This is a genomic window from Nostoc cycadae WK-1 (genome assembly GCF_002897135.1).
Lineage (GTDB): Bacteria > Cyanobacteriota > Cyanobacteriia > Cyanobacteriales > Nostocaceae > Nostoc_B.
The window spans coordinates 280488-303007 of sequence record NZ_DF978426.1 but is presented as its reverse complement, the minus strand read 5'-3'; the positions used below and the strand labels follow the sequence as shown (position 1 = coordinate 303007).

The window sequence follows — 22520 nt, the reverse complement described above, 5'->3', positions numbered from 1 at the left end:
TATGAAATTTCATGCTTCAGGCTTTTGACTATTGACCGTTGACAAATGACAGAAACTTTGTCGTGTCATAATAATTCAAGCAATCCCCTTTAAAGAGATTGAAACCTAGAACAGAAAAGAACTACAGTGCGATAAAATCATGCAGCCTGAACCGCAAGTCAACATCCTTTTGGTAGATGACAAACTAGAAAATTTGTTGGCATTAGAAGCAATTTTAGAAAGACTGGGAGAAAAGTTAGTAAAAGCCACTTCTGGAGCCGAAGCTTTGCGGTGTCTGCTGCATCAAGATTTTGCGGTAATTTTGCTGGATGTGCAAATGCCAGGAATGGATGGCTTTGAAACTGCCAACCTGATTCGTAGTCGAGAGCGATCGCTACAAACTCCAATTATTTTTCTGACAGCCTTTAGCACTAGTGATCAAATGCTATTTAAAGGCTATGCTCTGGGCGCTGTTGATTATTTGCTTAAACCCATAGATACGAACATATTAATATCGAAAGTTACAGTCTTTGTTGAGCTATTTAAAAAAACTCAAGCCATTAAAGAACAAGCAACTCAACTAGCAGCTGTTAATGCAGAACTACGGCAAAGTGAAGAGCGATTTCGCTCCCTTAGCACTTGTTCTCCTGTAGGGATTTTTGAAATGGATACAGAGGGCAAATGTAGATATACTAATCCTCACTATCAGGCAATTTGTGGTTTAAATACAGTAGAAAGTTTAGAAAAACAATGGCTAGAATTTGTCCATCCAGATGACCAAGAACGCGCGATCGCTAGTTGGAATAAATATCTTGATATAGGTAGCCAAAACTATTCGGAAGATTTTCAATTTCTCACAGCTAATGGTGGACACCGCTGGGTACAGGTGCGTTCATCACGTATGGTTTCGGCTCAAGGGAAATTACTTGGCTATGTCGGAACTCTTGAAGATATCACCGAACGCAAGCAAGCTGAAGAAGTTCGCACTCAAATCATTCGAGAACAAACAGCCAGACAAGAAGCAGAAGCCGCAAATCGGATGAAGGATGAGTTTCTGGCGGTGCTGTCTCATGAACTCCGCACACCTTTGACTTCGATGCTAGGCTGGTCAAAAATTCTGCGTTCTAAAAAACTGGATGACAAAGCGACAGCTAAGGCTTTAGAAGCAATTGAACGCAATGCTACATCTCAGGTGCAATTAATTGAAGATATTTTAGATGTATCGCGGATTATTCGCGGTCAGCTAAAACTGAATTTATGTGCGGTGAACTTAAGTGCTGTGATGGAAGCAGCCCTAGAAGCGGTGCGTCCCTTAGCAGAAGCTAAACATATTCAAATCAACACAATTCTCGATTCTTCTATTGGTTCAGTTTGCGGTGATCCAGTACGGTTGCAGCAAGTAGTCTGGAATCTTTTAACTAATGCAATTAAGTTTACACCTAAAGATGGTAATGTTACAGTCCATCTAGAATTGATGCAGCACAGACATCAGGAGCCTGGTGGAGAATTCCCATCAGAGGAAATTGTCATTTCCTCTGGCTTGTCTCCCATACGATTTTTTACCTCTTCCTATGCTCAAATTCAAGTAATTGATACAGGTATTGGTATCGAACCAGATTTTTTACCCAAAGTATTTGAAAGATTTCGCCAGGCAGACAGTACCACCACGCGATCGCACAATGGGTTAGGCTTAGGACTAGCAATTGTCCGACATTTGGTAGAACTGCACAACGGGATAATTCTCGCAGACAGCCCAGGTAAAGGTCAGGGCGCAACTTTTACCTTGAGACTCCCATTAATGCCAAGCAACAGTCTTGATGGTAAAGCCGAAAATTCTCCTTCTTGTACAGCTGCTACTACACCTTTAGCTGGATTGAAAGTATTGGTTGTAGATGATGAAACCGATAGCCGAAATTTTTTAGCATTTATGTTTGAAGAGTATGGTGCAAATGCTACAGCCGTGGCATCAGTTGATACAGCATTGGCAATCATCGAGCAAACAAAACCTGATATTCTGGTTAGCGACATCAGTATATCAGGTCAAGATAGTTATAATTTAATCCAAACAATCCGCGCTTTAGCACCGGAAAATGGTGGTAGCATTCCCGCGATCGCTTTAACTGCATTTTCCCGCGAAGAAGACCGCTTAAAAATTCTCGCAGCCGGATTTCAACATTACTTAACTAAACCGATTGACCCTGAGAATTTAATTAACGTAGTTACCAGCGTTTTAAAACTACCACCGTCTGTAGCAATTACTTAGCCCTAAATGAACCCAGCTTGTATATTAAAAGTAAACATAAACGTTTATTTGACAGCAAACCTGCCATCGATCCACGTTAACGTTGCCTTAGTCTTGTCTAAGCGCTACCGCTGATGTAAAGAAAAATAAATTATGGGCGATCGCTATCACACCCAAAAATTAACCCCAAGCGACATAAGGCAGTTTACCAGCCGTAGCGCGAATTTTTTCTGCATTAGCGACTAACTGACCACAAGCATCCCAACTACCAGAAACAAACATATTTCTGGAACCTTCACCCATGAAAACTGGTGCTGTAAAGTCACCCAGTTGCACTTGTAAGGTTTCTAAATTTACCGTTACTGTTGCTTGGGGATTAGCTGTTACTAGTTCTTGGAGTTTTTTTACAGTCGCCGCCTCAGCAGTGACACAAGGTACACCAATAGCCACGCAGTTACCCAAGAAGATTTCCGCAAAGCTTTCACCAATTAAAGCTTTAATACCCCATTTTGCGATCGCTTGCGGTGCGTGTTCTCGTGATGAACCGCAGCCAAAGTTACGGTTAACAATTAACACACTGGCATCCTGATATTGGGATTGATCAAAAGGATGTTCACCTTTTAAAGCTGTGCGATCGTCAATAAAGGCATTTTCGCCCAAACCGTCGAAAGTAATAGCCTTTAAAAAACGAGCAGGAATAATCCTGTCTGTATCAATGTCATCACCAACTAAAGGTATAGCTTGCCCAGATACTTGTTTAACTTCACTTACCATAATTTTCTTTGCGCCTTCGCGCGAGATAAAAAAGATGTGGTTTACAAACGCAGAGGGGCGCGGAGGTAAACGCGAAGTTACGCGGAGTATAAGCTTTACCTCCTGCCTTTTCCTACAGCAAGTCACGGACATCAGAAACTTCGCCTTTAATGGCCGCAGTCGCTACCATAGCCGGACTCATCAGTAACGTGCGACCAGAGGATGAACCTTGTCTTCCTTTAAAGTTGCGGTTAGAGGAAGAAGCACTAATTTGTCTACCTTGGAGTTTGTCGGGGTTCATGGCTAAACACATAGAACATCCTGGTTCACGCCATTCAAAACCCGCTGCTTCAAAAATTTTGTCTAATCCTTCGGCTTCGGCGGCTTGTTTGACTCTTTCGGAACCTGGAACAACAAAGGCCTTGACTCCTTCAGCAACGCGGCGACCTTGGGCAATTTTCGCGGCTTCTCTGAGGTCGCTGATTCTACCATTGGTGCAGCTACCAATAAAGCAGACATCAATTTTTGTACCTTTAATAGGTTGACCAGGTAACAAATCCATGTAGCGATAAGCTTCTTCGGCAACAAAGCGGTCTTCTTCCGCCAGTTCTTCGGGCTTGGGGATGAACTGATGAATACCAATACCTTGACCGGGGGTAATTCCCCAGGTGACAGTAGGGGGAATCTCGGCTGCATTGAATACAATTACATCATCATATTCTGCATTAGCATCACTCTTAATCGATTCCCACCAAGTTACTGCTTGATCCCAATCTGCACCTTTGGGGGCAAAGTCTCTATCTTTGAGGTAATCGTAGGTAACTTGATCAGGATTGACGTAACCGCATCTGGCACCACCTTCGATCGCCATATTACAGACTGTCATGCGTTCTTCCATGTTCATCTGTTCAAAAGTAGTCCCAGCAAATTCGTAGGCGTAACCGACACCACCTTTCACGCCGAGGGTGCGAATAACATGCAGAATCACATCTTTGGCATAAACACCAGGGTTAAGAGTGCCGTTAACTTCAATTTTGCGGACTTTGAGTTTAGCGAGGGCGAGGGTTTGGGAGGCGAGAACGTCGCGGACTTGACTGGTACCAATCCCAAAGGCGATCGCACCGAATGCACCATGACTCGATGTGTGGCTATCACCACAAGCGATCGTCATTCCTGGCTGGGTTAATCCTATTTCTGGGGCGATGACATGGACTATACCTTGATTGCCAGAACCAATATTATAAAAAGTTAAGTTATTTTCTTGACAGTTCTGTTCCAGGGCTTGAATCATTGCTTCTGCCACACTATCGGCAAAAGGACGCGCCTGATTATCTGTGGGAACAATGTGATCTACTGTAGCTACGGTTCGATGGGGAAACAGTACCTTGAGACCTCGTTCGCGCAACATCGCAAAGGCTTGAGGACTGGTAACTTCATGAATTAGATGCAGGCCGATAAATAGCTGTGTCAGCCCTGAAGGAAGTGTACCAACGGTGTGTAAGTCCCAAACTTTATCAAACAGGGTGCCTTTGCTCATAGGTCAATCGTTATTTAACGAGTCAGGACTTTTATGGTATCAAAAAAAGCGCCCGACAATTTTGGATTTTAGATTTTGCGAAAAGTTGAGCCAGTGCGTTGGACGGGTTCCCCGGCTTGTACCCCTACGGGGAAGCAAGCTACGCGTAGCGTCTCCGATTAGGAGAAGCAACTGGCGTTGCGTGCGGTAGAGAACTTGCGTGCGCGGGGAACCCACGTTGAGCAAAGTTCGGGAGATTCCCCCCCATTGAGCAAACTTTTCAAGACAGATTTTGGATTTGGGAATGATCCTATAGATCAATTTAAGATTTTCGATTGATTTTACAGATAAGTCTAGGGCTGTTACCGTTAAAAAATCATTTTCTAGATTTTGGCGATTTCTCTGGCCTTTATAGAGAACTTTGTATATTTACAAATGGTAAGCAAGAGTTTGATTTTAACTGGAGAAATTCATGCAAAATCTTTTTGAGTGAATTTTGCTTAACCATTTGAATGGCAATATTTACATCTAACCATTCTCGTTGTCTTTGTCCGGCTTCGGGATAATCTTCAGTTAACACTTCAACTAATAATAAATACATCTGCACTTGGTAGATTTTGCCGCGTTTGCGATATCTATAACTACCTACTGGATTGACATCTACTTGCCCAATGATACCTGCTTCTTCCCATGCTTCTTTAGCAGCAGAAGCAGGTGGACTCATCCCTTTGGCAATTCCGCCTTTAGGAATTACCCAGTTATTGCAATCGCGGGTTGTAATCAGTAAGATTTCGATGTTGTCGTTCTGCACTCTATAAGGAATGACTCCCGACTGCTTGAAGATTTTGCTGATTTTCTGATTCATGAACTTTTTGGATGAGTGTCATCATAAAACAAAGCAAAAAGTTATTTTAGCTAAGTCTCAATTTTATAAAGCTATTAGGCATCTACTATAAGGCAGAAAGCTTTGAAAAGTAAAAAGTAAATTTTGATAAATATAGGTATTTAAAAGCCATTTTTATTCCTTTTGCCTTTTAAGTTTTTACTTTTGCCTTATTAAGTTAAGCTGGCTTATGATCTAAACGAATAGCAGCCTCTAGAGCAGATTTTTCTTTGGCGCGGCGAGCATAAGGCTGTAATTGAGCGCGATCGCCACCTGTCAAAATACTCAATTCTTCCAAACTCATACCTCGCATTAACATTTCTACACGCCAGGTTTGTTGTGCTTGAACAATTTCTGGTGGTTTACCTTGGGGTGTTAGCAGTCCCTGAGTCCAAACTTCCCAACGTTGCAGCAATTCTGAGTCCGAAATAGGATTACCTACATTGTCCACAAACATAGCAGGATGATGATCTTTACGACTTTTGAGCCATTTAACTAAAGGATTGTTGTTGTAAGATCCGTAGTGTTTGCCCAAAATCCACTGATTTGCCGGGACTTGGCGGGGTAATCCGGGGGTGGTGATTTGCAAAATTAACCCTTGGGGATCGGATATTTGGTGCGATCGCTGTAATCCAACTATTTCTGGAACGGATAAGCCGGCACCAAATAACAGGTATGCTAAAGCATAGTCTTGTATTCCTGACTTCCTAGAATTTTGCAAAATTTTATGCACTAAAATCGCAGGTAAATCATCTACTTCTTGGGTAATGATAGCTTCTCTTGCTAATTGGGGAGCAGCGGACATTGCTCCATGTAAAAACAACTCCACTAGGTTCTCTAAAAAGTCATCTCGATCTTCCCACAGTTCATGAAATTCGCTGGTAAATTCAATCACCGCATAGCCCAAAATCATGCCATTGAGTAAACTGGCTAATTTTTCTGCTGGTAGATAGGTGTTAATATCTCCCTGTTGGATGAGGGTTGCTAAATACTGCGCTACATAGCGGTTAGCTTCGGTTAATCCTCTTCCCAATGCTCGGCGATTTTCGGCGGGAAATTGGTCTGCTTCACCCACTACAGACCTCACAAACTCCGGGACTCGTTCTAATGTATGTAAGCTGTCACTTGCATAATCTTTCAGGGCTTGATAAACGTTGCCAGGAGGAGTAGCCCGCCTAACTAAGGATTCTCCCAAATCCTTAAAAGCTGCTGATTCTTCTAACACCGCTAAAAGTAACCCATGTTTATTTCCGAAATGGCGAAACAGCGTCACTTCATTGACTCCAGCTTTTTCGGCGATTTGACGGGTAGTAGTACTACTAACTCCCTGAGTAGTAAATAATTCTAGTGCCGCTTGAATAAGACGTTGACGGGCTGAAATTGATTGAGATGCCATAAGAAATAATGCAAGTGCCACTTGCATAAAATACCAATAGTTGTTACGATGCCTAATGTAAGTGATACTTGCTTAAGTCCACTGTAACGAACTAGTCTACAGAATGGAAAAATTTATTGGGGAAGTTTACCCACATCCCAAGCAAATCACTTCATGATCCATCAACGGAAATGTTTATGACTGCAAAATATCTGGCGGTTGCTCCTGAGACAGGAAATTCACCTCGCCTCAGATGGGTGAATGTGGCATTTTTTGCTACTATTCATGCCTTAGCTCTGTTGGCTCCTTGGTTTTTTTCTTGGTCAGCGCTAGGATTGCTTGTGTTTCTCCATTGGCTGTTTGGGAGTATTGGCATTTGTTTAGGATATCATCGACTTTTAAGCCATCGGAGTTTCCAAGTACCCAAGTGGTTAGAATATGCGATCGCCTTGATCGGAGCCTTAGCACTTCAAGGTGGGCCGATTTTTTGGATTGGTGGACACCGCCAGCACCACGCCCATACAGAAGATATCAACTTAGATCCTTACTCTGCCAAGCGGGGATTTTGGTGGAGCCATCTACTGTGGATTATGTATCCCCGTTCTGAGTTTTTTGATTATGAAATCTATAAAAAATATGCGCCTGACCTGGAAAGACAACCTTATTACCGCTGGTTAGATCGCTACTTTTTATTATTGCAAATTCCTTTGGGAATATTGCTGTATGCTTTGGGCGGTTGGCCTTTTGTAGTTTACGGAATGTTTGTCCGTGCAGTCTTATTGTGGCACTCCACTTGGTTTGTCAATTCTGCATCACATATTTGGGGTTATCGTACCTTTGATGCCAATGATGAAGCACGTAACTTGTGGTGGGTATCACTGCTAACTCATGGCGAAGGTTGGCACAACAACCATCATACTTTTCCCCACGTAGCCAAAGCTGGTTTCCAGTGGTGGGAAATTGATATCACTTGGTGGAGTATTAAAGCTTTAAAAGCATTGGGTTTAGCGAAAAAAGTCATCTTACCACCATCACAAATTGCACGTCAAAGATGAATTAACTGATAGTAGTCAAGCAAACTTCTGGCAGAATAACAAGAATAGTGGCCAGACGAAAATCATTAATATTGCGGGTGACAATTGCTTTTGTACTTGCTGATTTGGCAGAGGCATGAGTCACCGCATCCTCAAAATTATTTAATTAGATTATGGCAACTTATAACTAGCAACCCGCATAGTTAATTTCCCTTGACGAGGATTTTGACTAAATATAAATGCTCCTTCTTCCTTTTCGCCATCAGATAAAAAATCAATTTGTTGCTCTCCTGCTTCAACTACTTGATCAGCAATTTGTAATTCAGCAATAATTTGCACTGATTCAGCCGTTTCACCACCAGTATTAACTATTTCAAAAGGAACATAAAATTTCCCATCAATTTCTCTAACTACTGGTTTTTGACTTAGCGATAAAATGGGAGGCTGATTTTTTTCATTCAGCCACATATATCCTACTAAGCTAATAACGACTGCAAGAATAGATGAAGCAATCCCGAATGTGATCCACTCAGCTAGAGAACGTTCTGGTTGTGGTTCTGTTTCCATCATATTGCTAACCTACCTGCCGCACCGCCAATAGTTGCAGGTAATCCCAATACTAAAGTATGTTCTAACCACATCGTCCAAGGGTCTGACAAAGTTAACTTTTGGAAAAAAAATAGCATTATTCCACTTGCCAGTAAAGATACTAAATACGATATGGTAGTTTCACTTAATGGACGCTGAAAAATTCCCTTTTGCTGTCTCCGTTTTTTCTGGTCGGAAAAACCTGCTTGAAAGACAATAGTATATGAAATTACTAAAGATGCAGCCATTAATGCCCACAGCCAGGGAGGCGAAATAGCTGCTGCTAACATAGGAACTTCATCAGTTGGGGCAATATTAAAAGCAATCACAATTGCACCAATCACCGTGGCACCTAAATCAGCTAATGTGGCGTGCAAATGATGTTGCTGAGGTTTGCTATTACCATTACCTTTATAACTATCTGATGTGGAATTATTTTGATTACCTGATTGGAGAAACTGGTTAGCTAATGCCACGCCTAGGGTAAATGGTACACCTTCATATACAACTTTTCCTAGTGATTCTTTTAATGATGTTTCTGGCGTGATTTCTTGCAATAACCACAACATAAACGCAGAACAAACAAATCCAATTGCCATTGCTTCTACAGTATCTATTGCGGCTTCATCAAGTCGCCAGGTATTTCTGCGTTTACGAAAACCATCTGTATAATTGAGTAAAAAAACTACAATAAACATGAAGGCGATCGCTATAGCAATTAATTTTGGTTTTACTAGTGAGCCAATCCACCATACTTCCATAGTATAGATTAGGGGAATCCCAAATAGAAAACCTCCACAAATACCACGTACAATATCATTTATTTCTTGTTTCCAACTATTTTTATCTTGTTTTTTAGCCACTACTAATATGTACCTGATTATTTTATTGTCAGATTTTTATATGTTGTAATATTTCTCATGAATCAATATTTTTTCGCATCTATCGTTGGTTATTTTATAAATATATTATTTAACTACTTATTTAGATAGATAGACAAAAAATTTTTTTTATTTATGTACAATCTATTCCTAAAGTAAATTTAGGAATAAAGACTGAATATACAGCCTATTCTTCAGAATTCTGGCTTCTAAATTTTCAATTCTGTGGTAAGTAGGTAGGCACAAATAAACCTAACTATGTAACAAAATATAAAAAGCTCAAAACCCATGCGATTGCTTCACTTCGCTTCGCTCCGTTCGCAATGACATAGTTATAAATTTTCCTGCCTACCTACTTAGTTCGCCATCTTCATGATTGAGCAACCAACGCTTACGCTCTAACCCTCCTGCATAACCAGTCAGTGCAGCATTCGCGCCAACAACTCGATGACAAGGAAGTACAAGTGCGATGGGATTAAGTGAATTTGCCATCCCAACAGCGCGATAAGCCTTTGGCTTACCAATTCGCACGGCTAACTCAGTATAGGAAATAGTTTTTCCCCAAGGAATGGTTCGCAGTGCAAGCCACACTTGCTGTTGAAACACAGTCCCACCAGTACTGATGGGAATATTGTTTAAACTTGTGTGATCGCCATCAAAATAAGCTTGAATTTGATTACTAAAACCTTGGGGATTTTTGAGATACTGAAAATCAAAACTGACATAACGCTTCTTCAGCAGCTTCAGCATTCTTGGCTCATAATCAGCAAAGTCCAGAGCGCAAAGTTTTTCCCCATCCGTGACAATTAAAATTGTGCCAATCGCGGAATTGATTTTGTCAATTACTAATTTCATATTTTATTGAGTATTCAAATCGAAGAAATATTTATACCTGGCAAAATTTGAACACCAGAAATCAGCGCTCAAACTTTGCGCTTTGTTGTTAGTCATTTGTCTTGAGAAAAAACCAATGACTTATGACCATCTTCAATAGAGAATGTGCAACTTGAACCCACACCAGCTTACTTATCTGCGATTGCGGCATTGTAGTGGGTAGCGATTCCCTCGCCATGTTGTCCAACCATCAGCAATCCTGGTACGACTGTTATATCTCAGATACCAATTATCTTGCTCTGCACCTAAATAACGAATACCCAAATCCTGTTTTCGGCTGTTGGAAAAACGCTTTGCTAAAGGAACCCACGCAGTGCCGTTGTCACTAAATCGCCCAACCAGACGTACGCCTGAAGTAGTAGAGCAGACATCTCCACTACAACTAGTTTGTGGGTCATCTACTACCTTCCATTGCATTCGGGCTGGTCTACCGTCAATATTACAATCCCACAACCCAAAGAACCACTCGCCAGCAATTTGGCTGGCTTTAGCATGACTCGATATCAATACCAAACTTGCGGGAACAATCGCCAAGCCCAAAAGCCACTTTGTGATGTTTTTCATTTTGCTGTACCTGTATTTAAGGCTAGTCTGTACTTTCTATTCACTTATATGTATTGGTATTCCTAATTTATGCAGCTAATTACAAAATCAAACATAAATATCAATACCTTAGCCAATTGACGAGTATGAAGATTGATGAACTACCTTGCCTCTCCGCCTTAGCAAAGGTATTAGTCTGCTGAATTTATTTTATGACTTAAGATAATTTTCAGTTAAACCAACTTGTATTTAAGATTACAACTACTGAAATACTAAATTTGCAGGTAATTAACCTTCCCTGCTAACAAGGAGACATCATGATTTTAAACCGAAATCAACGTGCTGTAGGCGTATTTACTGATCGTCGAAACATAGAACAGGCACTTTATGAATTGAGAAATATTGGTTTAGCGATGGATCAAGTATCTGTAGTTGTACAGAATGCAGATGACCCTGAAATTAAAGAATATACGCATGATAAGGCTGATGAAGGTGCAACAGTAGGAGGACTTTCAGGGGGCGCTGTTGGTGGTTTGACTGGCTTATTAGTAGGTCTTGGGACTTTAGCAATACCTGGAGTTGGGCCAATCATGCTGGCGGGAGCGGCCGCTACAGCTTTTGTTACAACCCTTGCCGGAGTGAGTCTCGGTGCTGCTACTGGGACTTTTGCTGGTGCATTAGTTGGTTGGGGAATGTCTGAGGAGCAAGCTAGAGCATATAACGATCGCGTAGCAAATGGAAACTATTTAATCATTGTCGATTGTACATTTCTAGAAATTGCTCAAGTCGAAGCCATTCTCAAGCGTTGGGGTGTTGAAGAGTTTGGTATTTATGAACATCTCAGCAGTGAGATGGAAAATACACATTATTTGGCTCCAACAACTTCTCATACTACTCTTCCTCATAAAAGTGGGATTATGACCAAGTATGGAATTAGTTACTTTAATGACATAGAGAATGCTGAAGCGGCGATTAATGAGATATGTATGGCAGGTTTTCCAGCCAGCCAGATTTCCTTAATTTGCAAAGACTTTTCTCAATTGTTTGGTTCAACAGACATCACTTTAAGCGATCGCTTTGACGCAATGAGGCTAGGAATAGCAGATGAGTGGACACGTTTTTACGATGAGCAAATTGAACAAGGCAATTACATTCTGATTGTGAGTGGTACAGATAATGAGCTTGATATATCTAGCTTAATTTTGAGCAAATATGGTGTTCAAGAATGCCAAATTTATGATCCAATGTTAATTCGTTCTTAAAAACAATTACTAAGGTTAACGCCGTAAATACAGCAGTCCTAAATAATTTATGAAATCCTCCTTTTTTTCTTGGCACTCTTGGCGGTTTGATAGTTTTTATAACTTAAATAGGATTGCTATATGATGATATTAATTAATGAAAAAGCTGTTATTTATCTGTAGCAAAAATAAGTTGAGGAGTCCTACTGCTGAGGCGGTATTTGCTGAATATGAAGGACTGGAAACCGACTCAGCAGGGTTAGACCACTACGCTGAAGTTCCAGTTTCCACAGAAGCTATTGAATGGGCTGATATCATTTTTGTGATGGAACAATCTCATAAACGCAAATTGACAAAAAATTATCAAGCTTTTCTCAAAGATAAAAAAATTATTTGTTTAGATATACCAGATGAATTTTCATATATGGAACCAGCTTTAATTGATATCTTAAAGAAAAAAGTGCTGCCTTTATTAGGAAATTATTAAATAAGAACAGCCCAATATAGCAGGTTAAATTACAGTGTGCGATACAAAATATATTCAACTATTTATCTGAACACTCTAAAATAACCACTATATGCTGCTCATTTTTCTGACAAAAAATGTTATTTACCAGAGCAATAGGTGTTAATTTCACTAACTATTGCACTTTCATCACTACTACTCTTTTTTAAAGATGCTAAAGAAGCGTTGGCTGCTTTGAGATTTTTTTTATCAAAAGCAGTAGCGGTATCACGAAAACCCTTACTCGTATCCTGATATAGCTTAAGAAAGCGTCCCTGAAAGCCTTGCAGTTTTTCATCTTTAATTTCTAATGCTTTCATTTCATTAGCCAAAGTGTCTATTTTGCCTGCAACTTCAGTTAAGGCTTTAGAACCTTTTTCTTTTGGCGGATTTTTGCTCAATTCTTGACTTAATGTTACTGCTTGATTGGCAACTTTGATGATTTTATTACATTGAGCTACTTTGCTTTCACCGCAACCTGCAAATATAACGGCGATCGCTGCTGTGGTGGAAAGTATAATAGTTCTTTTAACAATACTTTGCATTTTTTTGGGTCTCCTACATATATTTTAATCTCAGACAATAGGCAGATAAAGCAAATCAGTCACAGCAAAAATACTTCTGAAAGCTATGAGTTTTAAATAATGATTTAACTTTTGCGTCTAACTTGCTTTTCGCCCTGCTAAGTTATACTGCATGTTTCTGAAGATGCGTATTTAAGGTAACGAATTTAACAAAACTTAAAGTTATACCTTGCGTTGAGCAAAATCATAGGCGATCGCTTGATTATCTGAAGCCTATAATTTGTTATTTGTCAACACTAATGACTAAATTTTTAGATAATTATGGAATTTGAATATGTTTTGGCTTAGTTGATCAAACTTGATGTAAATCTTAATTAATTAAGATGATTTGTTATAAAAAGAAATATTTTTTATAAGAACACAAACGGGTGTATTGAAGAGTATAAATTTTTTGTGTTCTTTTTATAGACTTTTTGTGAAAATTAAATACTTTAATCAGAAGAAAAACGCTGAATTTTATAATCCAAACATTTGCAAAACTTCGCGCAAAATTCTTGTTTGATATAACCTTTGGGAAAAATGACGCAACGCGACTACCAAAAGATAGATTTATAAACTTGTGATTAAAAATTGATATTTCAGAAGGAGTAAATTATATGTGGAAAATTCAAAAATTAACAACGAATATCAAAAATCTAGCGATTGTCAGTGGTAGCGCAGTGTTGATGATACTGGGAATAAGTACCTCTGCAATGGCAGCAATTTTGTATGACTTAATAGATATTAATCCAGAAAACAATTATCTACCTTACAGTGACTGGCCTACTGATATTAATGATGCTGGTCAAATAGTAGGGTACATAAACACTTTTGTTAATAATCGTTATCGGCCTGGCTGGCTGTGGAGTCGTGAGAACGGCAGAGTTTGGATTAATGATAGTTCTGGGCAGGTAGATACCATTGCAATTGTCCCATCTGGTATCAATAATTTAGGACAGGTATCAGTATATAGAATGAGTGCTGATTATGGTAGCTGGAGTGGTGTATGGAGCGAAAGCGGTAGTGTTACTCCTTTAGAAAGAAGCTTTTACTTTCAGAGTAATGCAGCCTATGGCATTAATAATCTTGGGCAAGTGGTAGGTTACTCAAATTTTTCTTCTGAGCCTATATACAACGATTTCGGAGATTTAATAGACGTTGATGGCAAAGATCATGCTGTTCTGTGGAATAGTAGCAATGAACGAATTGATCTTGGAACTCTTCCTGGTAGAGAAAGAAGTTATGCAACTGCCATCAATGATTCTGGTCAAGTAGTAGGAGATTCAAACAATAGTTTTAATGATAATCGTGCTTTTTTTTGGAGTCCAGAGACTGGGATACAAGAAATTGGCACTTTGCCAGGAGAAGATTACAGTACGGCCTCTGCTATTAATAATCAAGGTCAGGTGTTGGGCTTTTCTCGTAGTAGCAATGGAGGGAGTAGCTTTTTGTGGACTCAAGAGGCTGGTATAGTCCCACTCCCAATCAGGGCATCTGATATTAATGACTTGGGTCAAGTAGTAGGTTATTGTCCTGGAGTAGGGACGGAATTTTGTTTATGGAGTCCTGAGACTGGCGTAAGCAACCTCGATATTTCTTTCGATCCTACTGTAGATTGGAAATTAGATGTATTGGTCGGCATTAATAACAAAGGTGAAATTGTTGGCTATGGGCGCAAGCGCAATTCAATTGAACCTAATGCCATACGTCCTTTCTTACTAACTCCCAGAACTTCTGAACCTGTACCAGAACCAATCACAATGGGAGGTACGTTGTTAGCAGGAGTTGGTTTAGCTTATTTGCGTCGTCAACGTCGGTTGCGTTCTTCTCAAGTTACAGAATAAAAAGATTGATTCGGTAATAACGCTAATAATAAGTTTGGGGTATGAGAACAAGGTTTTACTTATATCCCTAAATTTTTTATGGGTGGGAATGCCGATTTATGTAAAATGCACAAAGTAAAAGATATGGAGAGATAAGAAATGGCATTAACTGGGGTCAGGATTGTGTTGGTAGAACCAGCTGGCCCAATTAATGTGGGTGCGATCGCTCGTGTGATGAAAAATTTCGGTTTGTATAACCTGATATTAGTTAACCCCCAATGTGACCCGCGATCGCCAGAAGCCATGAAAATGGCAGTCCATGCCAAGGATATTTTAGAATCTGCGGTAGTGGTGGCAACTTTACCAGAGGCGTTGCAAGGATGTGTTAGAGCGATCGCTACTACTGCGCGTGTACGTGACTGGGAAACACCTCTAGAAACCCCTCGCAACGCCTTACCGTGGTTACTAGAAGAACCAGAAAAACCCTCTGCCCTAATTTTTGGCAGAGAAGACCGCGGATTAAGTAATGAAGAATTAAATTATGCCCAGCGATTTATTCGTATTCCCACCAGTGACATATATCCATCTTTAAATTTAGCAACCGCCGTCGGGATTTGTTGTTACGAACTGGGACAACAAGTAGAAATCGCTCAACCTCAAACTAACCAAGAGATAGAATTAGCGCCTTTTGAACTTGTGGAAGCCTACTACCAACAATTAGAATCACTACTGTTAAATATTGGTTATATCTATCCCCATACAGCAGCTAGTCGGATGGAGAAATTTCGGCAGCTATATAATCGCGCCCGACTCACAACTAATGAAGTGGCGATGTTGCGTGGGGTGTTTCGCCAGGTAGAATGGGCGCTAAATAATCGTAATGATGATGAAAACTTATGATGTATCGATTAATATATACGCAATCTCCCCCAAAATAGATAATATGGCTTAGACTAAACACACTACTGAGTAGTAAAAGTTGATTTCAGCATCAAGCTGCATGAACAGTCAGTTTTAGGCCGGGAGTCTGCAAGAAAAAATTCGAGTGAGTCACAAGGAGTAGCAGTGACAGAATCAAGTGACAAACTAAGAGCTTTCTCGCGGCGACAACCCGTAAATGGCCGCCAGCGATCGCGCAAAGCTCCTAAAGTGGAACCAAAGAAAGCCAAAGTTCCGCAGCCACAGCAACGTCCTGTGGTGAGAGAAGCCATGCTTGCACCAAATGCGATCGCGGTTGGCTCAGGAGTTCCTCGGTCAAGACAAGGGCTAGTTATGCCAACCGCTGTTAAACCTATCCCCAGAAAACCAGTTAATGTTTCTCCCTCCCCATCCAGCACTGTCAAAGTAAAAACGGTGCGGGTACAGAAGCCGCCACAACCCAAAGTAACCAGAAGAGTGTCGAAAAAGACGCGGTTAAAGCCAATGGCCAGAACGATGTTATATATCCTGCGGTTGTTAATCGTAGGAGTTGGCATGGGAGCGATCGTTGGTACAGTATTATCAGTTTTAGACCCAGCTAATCGCATCAATTCAAATTCTTCCGTGTCATCTAACGCCAATAATTCTGCTCAAGTTCAGCCACAAAGCACTCCTAATCCCGCAGTTCCCACGTCAGGTTTGTATCTATCCCAAGAAATTACCTCTCTAAAAAATAATATTCAAAATTTAGCAGCAACTACCCCAGACCTCACTCCAGGTATTTTCTTAGTAGATTTAGATAATGGTGGTTATGTAGATATTAATGCCTCCGTTGGTTTCCCCGCCGCCAGCACCATTAAAGTCCCAATTTTAGTAGCGTTTTTCCAAGATGTTGATGCAGGTAAAATCCGTCTGGATGAAATGCTGACCATGCAGCAAGATGTGGTAGCTGGCGGTTCTGGAAATTTCCAATTCAAACCAGTCGGGACACAGTACAGCGCTTTAGAAGTTGCCACCAAAATGATTACCATCAGCGACAATACAGCGACAAATATGCTGATTGCGCGACTAGGAGGCATAGAAGCATTAAATCAGCGTTTTCGCAGTTGGGGATTAACCACAACAAGTATTAAAAATCAACTGCCAGATTTACAAGGAACAAACATCACCAGCCCCAGAGAATTGGGTAATTTGATGGCGATGGTGAATCAAGGTAACTTTGTCAGTCTGCGATCGCGCGATATTATGCTGGATATTATGCGTCGTACCGAAAGAGATAATTTATTACCATCGGGTTTAGGCTCAGGTGCCAGAATTTATCATAAAACAGGCGATATTGGCACAATGCTGGCAGATACGGGTTTAGTTGATATTCCCAACGGCAAGCGTTACATCATTTCTGTAATGGTAAAACGTCCCAATAATGACCCACGCGCCGAAAAATTCATCAGTTCCATTTCTCGTACTGCTTACGAAAGCTTGAGTCAAAGTCCTCCACCTACTATCATCAACAACAATATCCCCACGACTAGTTATCCGTCCCCAGCTATTAGTTCTCCAGTACCTAATACGACAACTAGTGTAATGCCTCCCAATATTTATCAACCACCTATAATTAATCCTGCTATACCTAACAACATACCCATAAGTGGTTATCAATCACCCATTGTTAATCCACAATCACAATATTACCTCCCAAGATAATTGCATTTATCATGACATCTACCACACCTTCAATTCAGTTTTTCGCAGGCATTTTTGAAGAACTCAGTAATGTTAGTTTGCGACGTGGCAAAGTTTCAGGTAAACGCATCGTCGCCATGACTTTTAATAAATTACAGGCTTTAGAAGGATTGAATAGTTTTACAAAACCGTCTTTAAATTCCTTGCTGTTGACTGATGAAGAAGGTGAAATTAGTGTTACTCCTTCTTCAACGCGGTTTATTTTTGGTGGTGATGAGGGTGATGAATTACAACGGGTAGAATGCCAGTTTGAAATCGAACAAGATGATTATTGGGAACGCTTTATGCGCTTTATGCAGCGTTATGCTGAAGCTAATGGGATGGAATATCAAGGGTGATTGTCTGCTCATTCACTCTCAAGAAACCAGGGTTTAGGGATGTCAGGGAATAAAAAGTGTTTCTTTGATAGTTTGCTAGTCAAACAAGGCAGAAATAAAAAGTAAAAAGCAAGATTTTAATTATGATGAATAATAGGAAATAACAAGACTATTAAGAATTTCTCCCCTACAGACAACAGTAACAATTCATCGCAATTAAAAGGTTAATAAAAATTTATGCGACGTAATCAAATCATCATAGCAAGTACCATAGGCACTTTAGCGGCCATATCCATAGGTTATTTCGGAGTTCAAATATTTGGACGAGACACAATGTACGGAGTGAGCGCCGGAATGGTTGGACTCGGTGCAGGAGAGTATCTTGGTCAGGTTGTTTCTAAGAAAAAGCAGCGGCGAATGGTACTCATCTAGGTAAATCGGTGGTGAAAATGCGAGTAAGGGTCAGGGTTTTTAGGGAGTACTCTGGTAGATATTGGGTTGGAATGGGAATAATACCTAAAACCATTACGGAGTAATACTGATGGAAGCATACCTAAGAGAAGCGATAGGTCTAGGTAGTACTCAAATCATACCGGAACCCTTAGCAAAGCCGGAAGTAAAGCTAGAACCACAAGTTACAATCTATGATTTTGCAGACTTACTGAGCAAAAACGAACCACCGACAATTGAACATCACCTTGATAATTATCTGCCCAGATAAAATTATGTAACTTCTAAGAATCTCATTTGATTCAGAAGTTGTGGTAATTATGTTTGTGATTTGTCATTAGATACTTCACATTAACTGCTTATTACGCTGCCTGTAACGTTTATTTACAATTACGTGTTTTGTCTTGTAGCGTTGTAATCTGCGATCGCCTCAATATAAAATTAATGATTGTCGCGGTGAAAATCTGGAGACTTTATGCCCAAGCTCAACGTTAAGCAGAAAAACTGGTTACTTTCAGTCCATGTTGCATCTGGGAGTATTTGGTTTGGTACAGCGTTGAGTATGATAGCGATCGCCTGGAAAAATACTCATACTACTAACGGTGATGAACTATATGCGATTAATGCAGCTTTAAAACTACTAGATGATTTCGTCATTATTCCCTCAGCCAATTTATCTTTACTAACTGGCGGACTGCTTTGTTGGCTAACGATTTGGGGATTTTTCAAACACTATTGGGTAATTGTCAAATGGATTGCGACAGTCACTTTGATTAGTACGGGAACTGTTTGGCTAGGGCCTTGGTTAAATGCAGCTACTAGTATTTCGGATATAGAGCGATCGCAAGCATTAAGTAATCCATTATATACATTTGATATCAAAGGAGTTCTGATCGGCGGTGCAATTCAAACTTCCTGTGTACTTGCTATCATCGGTATTTCCGTGCTGAAACCTTGGGGTAGAAGAATAGTAAAAGCTCCCGAAGAATCTACCTCATCAAGTAGTTAGAAAAATTTAATTTAACTTTTCTGATACCGCATTCCTGGGAGTTGGGAGACTAAACCCATCAGTTCTAGTTGTAATAAAAGACCAGAAACAGCACTAGCAGGAATACCTGTGGTTTGGACGATCGCATCAAAGGATAAAATATTGCAGGCGATCGCATCGATGATCTGTTGCATTGGCGGTGATAAGTTCGGCAAACTTAACTTTTCTGTAGTTGGAGAAGTAGCCACTGGATCTAGTTTTGGGACTGCACCCAACAAAGTTAATAGTTCATCTAATTCTCGAAAAATTATGGAAGCGCCTTGAGAGATTAACTTTAAACAACCTTGAGACGGGTAATCATCTAATCTTCCCGGTAGTGCATAGATATCTCTGCCAAAATCGTTAGCGTAGGTAGCAGTAATTAATGCACCAGATTTTAAAGGCGCTTCCATTACCAATATTGCCCGACTTAAACCTGCAATAATTCGATTGCGTCGAGGAAAATGAGCGCGGTCAGGTGGGGTTTTGGCGGGATATTCACTTAAAACTAAACCTGCATCTAAAATTTGCTTGTACAAATCTCGATTTTTGTGGGGATAAATCACATCTACACCTGTTCCCAAAACTGCGAGGGTACGTCCACCAGCTTTGATAGTAGCGCTGTGACTTTCTGTATCAATTCCCTCCGCCATCCCCGAAACAACTGTAAAGCCATTTTTAGCTAAAGCAATGCTAATTTGACGAGTCCAACGAATACCATACTCTGAAGGTTGACGGGTTCCGACAATTCCCACCATCGGTTTTTGTCCAAGATTTTCTTGTAAATCAACTTCGCCTCGATAGTATAAAACTGGTGGCGGACTGGGTGTTTCTAATAGCAAGCGAGGATAGTCTGCATCAGCTGGTGTCCAGAAATGGGGGTTTTCTTGCTGGTGTTGGATGAGTAATTGTTCTGGATGTAACTGCGATCGCATTTTGATTACTTTGTTCAAGGTTTGCAAGCCAAAACCTTCAACTTCTCCCAACTCGGCCTTACTAGCCTCCCAAGCTGTAGATAAACTGCCAAAATGCTGTTGTAACCGTTGTAATAAAACCGGGCCAATTCCCGAAATTTGCGCCCAAGCTAACCAATATGCGCGTTCTTCTACCACTTGCTGATCCTCACACCCACTATCGTTGAGTATTCCCAAATCATCCGCAGTAGCTACAGTTTTTTCAAAAATAGGGGATAGGTTACAGGTTACAGGGAACAGAGTTAACAAGCATGTCTCAAGTACTTGGCTATTGCTGTATTGATCTGTTTTGTTTGAGCCAATCAGTTAAATTAGACAGATTGGAAAAATCTAACAAGGCTTCTCCTAAAGCTTCCAGTTGATGTAGAGATAAAACATCAATTTGCGATCGCACTTCTTCTGGTAATTCTCCCACCTTGCGGCTCAATAATCGCAAAACTAGCGATCGGGCTTCTCGCTCGGCGTAAGATTGGGTTTCGATATGTACTAAAAAGCCAACTTCTTCTCCTGCTTGTCGCACTTCTACCAGCAAGTCAATTATTTTATCTTCGCCTGCGGTGAGGTCAGCAAAGTATTCTTGGGATAGAAAGCGGATAGAGTTACGATCAATTGTGCTGACAATTTACGGTAGAAATAATTCCAGAAATTCAATGAAGAAAGTCGAAAGTAATTTTTAAACAGGCGATCATGTTCTGGCATTTCAATCCCTTTTTATGCGGCAGCACCCTAATTTTGAACAACTTTTAAAGTTTGCAGACTTGAATCTGCACATCCACTAATTATCCCACCCATTGTTTGAATTTGTTGCAGATATGCTAAAGCTGCTGTAGTAATTACTTCTCCCGGCATTAAAACGGGAATTCCGGGAGGATAAGGACAAACAATTTCGGCACAAATGCGATCGCCTGTTTGTTCTATTGGTAACGTTTCACTAGCAGCAAAAAAAGCTTGTCGAGGAGATATCTGCACTGCATACTCCCAGTTATGCACAAAATTTTGCCCCTTTACAATTACTCTGTTACGGCGATATTTCTGAGCCAGAATTTTAAAACCCTGGACTAATTGCTCAATATCGCTGGCGGTGTTTCCCAAACTAATAATAAAAGTCAGATTCTGCAATGAGGCGAATTCTGCCGTCACACCTAGTTCCTCGTCTAAAATTTCCTCAGCCTCAAATCCAGTTAAACCTAAGTTAGTAACGTTAACTGTTAAGCGAGTTCTATCTAATTCCCGAAAACCAGGTGATAGTTTTGGCGACAAAATTGATAAACCAGGAATTTGGCTGATTTGGCTTCTGGCTATATCTGCAAGTTGCAAAGTCCGCGACATGAGTTGTTCACCATTCAGCGCCATTTGTTGACGTGCAGCATCTAACGAAGCTAAGAGTATGTAACTCGGACTGGTAGACTGAACTAGTTGCAAAGCTTTATTGATGCGATCGCGATCGATTCTCTCTCCTTGAATATGCAGCATCGATGCTTGGGTCATCGCACCAAGAACTTTATGAATTGACTGCACAGTTAAATCTGCACCTGCGGCTAAAGCTGGGGTAGGTAATTCAGTATGAAAAGCGAAGTGCGCGCCGTGGGCTTCATCTACGAGTAAAGGAATATTATATTGATGGGTAATGTTGGCGATCGCACCTAAATCTCCGCAGACACCGTAATATGTAGGGTAAACTGTCAACACCGCTTTGGCATCGGGGTGCTGTTGTAAGGCAGATTCTAGAGTATTGGGCGTGATGCTGTGAGCAATATCAAAAACTGGGTCATATTCAGGATTGATAAAAATTGGGATCGCCCCAGAAAGAATTAAACCCGCGATCGCTGAAGAATGTACATTACGCGGCAAAATGATTTTATCGCCCACACCACAGGTAGCGAGAATTGCCGCCTCAATGCCACAAGTAGAGCCATTGACAAGAAACCATGTTTGTGCAGCAACAAACGCCTCTGCTGCTAATACTTGGGCGGCTTGAATTACACCTTGGGGCGAAAACAAACTATCTAACTCAGCTAATTCGGTTAAATCTGCCCGAAATAACTTTTCACCCAGTAAATCAGCTAAGACTGGCGATATTCCTTGACCTCGCTTATGCCCAGGAGTGTAAAACGGCGCGTGAGGCTTGATTGTACAAGCTTTGAGCGCATCTAATAAAGGTGTTTGGTATTGATCAGGCATGAGTAAGTTTCAGACTTCACACTTCATACTTTTAATATTTTCTTAATCTCCGCTTGATTGTCGGTTGATAAGTTCATCGCATTTATACAG

General features: G+C 40.6%; 22 protein-coding genes. 10 read left to right on the top strand and 12 right to left on the bottom strand.

What is annotated here, in order from left to right; all coding sequences use genetic code 11:
- The first annotated feature begins 139 nt into the window (after positions 1–139).
- A complete protein-coding gene (locus NCWK1_RS10860) occupies positions 140–2242 on the top strand; it encodes a hybrid sensor histidine kinase/response regulator (protein WP_103124729.1) in 2103 nt (700 codons plus the stop codon).
- A gap of 159 nt (positions 2243–2401) precedes the next feature.
- Here the strand turns inward: NCWK1_RS10860 and leuD are convergent, their stop codons facing one another.
- From leuD to NCWK1_RS10840, 4 genes are all read right to left on the bottom strand, one after another.
- On the bottom strand, positions 2402–2995 hold the full coding sequence (leuD, locus tag NCWK1_RS10855) for a 3-isopropylmalate dehydratase small subunit (RefSeq protein ID WP_103124728.1): 594 nt from the start codon (positions 2993–2995) through the stop codon (positions 2402–2404).
- A 112-nt stretch (positions 2996–3107) separates the two neighbouring features.
- Positions 3108–4511, bottom strand: coding sequence for a 3-isopropylmalate dehydratase large subunit (leuC, locus tag NCWK1_RS10850; RefSeq protein ID WP_096575514.1), 1404 nt, complete (start codon positions 4509–4511; stop codon positions 3108–3110).
- 388 nt (positions 4512–4899) lie between these two features.
- Positions 4900–5355 (bottom strand): NUDIX hydrolase, encoded by a 456-nt coding sequence (locus NCWK1_RS10845; protein ID WP_103124727.1) that lies wholly within the window; start codon positions 5353–5355, stop codon positions 4900–4902.
- Between the two features lie 196 nt (positions 5356–5551).
- Positions 5552–6769, bottom strand: coding sequence for a TetR/AcrR family transcriptional regulator (locus NCWK1_RS10840; protein WP_103124765.1), 1218 nt, complete (start codon positions 6767–6769; stop codon positions 5552–5554).
- Between the two features lie 176 nt (positions 6770–6945).
- Between NCWK1_RS10840 and NCWK1_RS10835 the strand changes: the two genes are divergently transcribed.
- On the top strand, positions 6946–7803 hold the full coding sequence (locus NCWK1_RS10835; protein WP_103124726.1) for an acyl-CoA desaturase: 858 nt from the start codon (positions 6946–6948) through the stop codon (positions 7801–7803).
- 150 nt (positions 7804–7953) lie between these two features.
- On the opposite strand, the gene NCWK1_RS10830 is transcribed toward NCWK1_RS10835, so the two are convergent.
- The 4 genes from NCWK1_RS10830 to NCWK1_RS10815 all read right to left on the bottom strand — a co-directional run bounded on the left by NCWK1_RS10830 (position 7954) and on the right by NCWK1_RS10815 (position 10709).
- Positions 7954–8352: a TIGR02588 family protein gene (locus NCWK1_RS10830; RefSeq protein ID WP_103124725.1), complete on the bottom strand. Its 399-nt coding sequence runs from the start codon at positions 8350–8352 to the stop codon at positions 7954–7956.
- Entirely contained in the window at positions 8349–9233 is an 885-nt protein-coding gene (locus NCWK1_RS10825) for a TIGR02587 family membrane protein (protein WP_103124724.1), read from the bottom strand. Before NCWK1_RS10825 ends, NCWK1_RS10830 begins: the two co-directional genes overlap by 4 nt.
- 366 nt (positions 9234–9599) lie before the next feature.
- Complete coding sequence (locus NCWK1_RS10820) at positions 9600–10106, bottom strand: methylated-DNA--[protein]-cysteine S-methyltransferase (protein WP_103124723.1); 507 nt, start codon at positions 10104–10106, stop codon at positions 9600–9602.
- Positions 10107–10277: 171 nt separating this feature from the next.
- On the bottom strand, positions 10278–10709 hold the full coding sequence (locus tag NCWK1_RS10815; protein WP_103124722.1) for a DUF6006 family protein: 432 nt from the start codon (positions 10707–10709) through the stop codon (positions 10278–10280).
- Positions 10710–11005: 296 nt separating this feature from the next.
- Between NCWK1_RS10815 and NCWK1_RS10810 the strand changes: the two genes are divergently transcribed.
- The gene (locus NCWK1_RS10810) at positions 11006–11950 is read left to right on the top strand and encodes a hypothetical protein (RefSeq protein ID WP_103124721.1); all 945 of its coding nucleotides are present in this window, start codon (positions 11006–11008) and stop codon (positions 11948–11950) included.
- Between the two features lie 136 nt (positions 11951–12086).
- Positions 12087–12416 (top strand): low molecular weight protein tyrosine phosphatase family protein, encoded by a 330-nt coding sequence (locus NCWK1_RS10805; RefSeq protein WP_103124720.1) that lies wholly within the window; start codon positions 12087–12089, stop codon positions 12414–12416.
- A gap of 119 nt (positions 12417–12535) precedes the next feature.
- On the opposite strand, the gene NCWK1_RS10800 is transcribed toward NCWK1_RS10805, so the two are convergent.
- Positions 12536–12979 carry a hypothetical protein gene (locus NCWK1_RS10800; RefSeq protein ID WP_096575492.1) on the bottom strand — a complete coding sequence of 148 codons (444 nt, stop codon included), beginning with the start codon at positions 12977–12979 and terminating at the stop codon, positions 12536–12538.
- 635 nt (positions 12980–13614) lie between these two features.
- On the opposite strand from NCWK1_RS10800, the gene NCWK1_RS10795 reads away from it, so the two are divergent.
- From NCWK1_RS10795 to NCWK1_RS10765, 6 genes are all read left to right on the top strand, one after another.
- Positions 13615–14841, top strand: a complete 1227-nt coding sequence (locus NCWK1_RS10795) for a PEP-CTERM sorting domain-containing protein (RefSeq protein WP_103124764.1) — start codon at positions 13615–13617, stop codon at positions 14839–14841.
- 138 nt (positions 14842–14979) lie between these two features.
- A complete protein-coding gene (locus NCWK1_RS10790; protein ID WP_103124719.1) occupies positions 14980–15720 on the top strand; it encodes an RNA methyltransferase in 741 nt (246 codons plus the stop codon).
- Positions 15721–15885: 165 nt separating this feature from the next.
- Entirely contained in the window at positions 15886–17442 is a 1557-nt protein-coding gene (locus tag NCWK1_RS10785; protein WP_103124718.1) for a serine hydrolase, read from the top strand.
- A gap of 11 nt (positions 17443–17453) precedes the next feature.
- Positions 17454–17819 (top strand): photosystem II reaction center protein Psb28, encoded by a 366-nt coding sequence (gene psb28 / locus NCWK1_RS10780; RefSeq protein ID WP_096575486.1) that lies wholly within the window; start codon positions 17454–17456, stop codon positions 17817–17819.
- A 520-nt stretch (positions 17820–18339) separates the two neighbouring features.
- Positions 18340–18519, top strand: a complete 180-nt coding sequence (locus NCWK1_RS10770; RefSeq protein ID WP_103124717.1) for a hypothetical protein — start codon at positions 18340–18342, stop codon at positions 18517–18519.
- A gap of 204 nt (positions 18520–18723) precedes the next feature.
- A complete protein-coding gene (locus NCWK1_RS10765) occupies positions 18724–19257 on the top strand; it encodes a hypothetical protein (protein ID WP_103124716.1) in 534 nt (177 codons plus the stop codon).
- An 11-nt stretch (positions 19258–19268) separates the two neighbouring features.
- Here NCWK1_RS10765 and dprA read toward each other — a convergent pair whose 3' ends face one another.
- The 3 genes from dprA to NCWK1_RS10750 all read right to left on the bottom strand — a co-directional run bounded on the left by dprA (position 19269) and on the right by NCWK1_RS10750 (position 22430).
- A complete protein-coding gene (dprA, locus tag NCWK1_RS10760) occupies positions 19269–20387 on the bottom strand; it encodes a DNA-processing protein DprA (protein WP_103124763.1) in 1119 nt (372 codons plus the stop codon).
- A gap of 130 nt (positions 20388–20517) precedes the next feature.
- Positions 20518–20781, bottom strand: a complete 264-nt coding sequence (locus NCWK1_RS30100; RefSeq protein ID WP_245894876.1) for a DUF4351 domain-containing protein — start codon at positions 20779–20781, stop codon at positions 20518–20520.
- Positions 20782–20975: 194 nt separating this feature from the next.
- Positions 20976–22430: an aminotransferase class I/II-fold pyridoxal phosphate-dependent enzyme gene (locus tag NCWK1_RS10750; protein WP_103124715.1), complete on the bottom strand. Its 1455-nt coding sequence runs from the start codon at positions 22428–22430 to the stop codon at positions 20976–20978.
- Positions 22431–22520 lie beyond the last annotated feature (90 nt).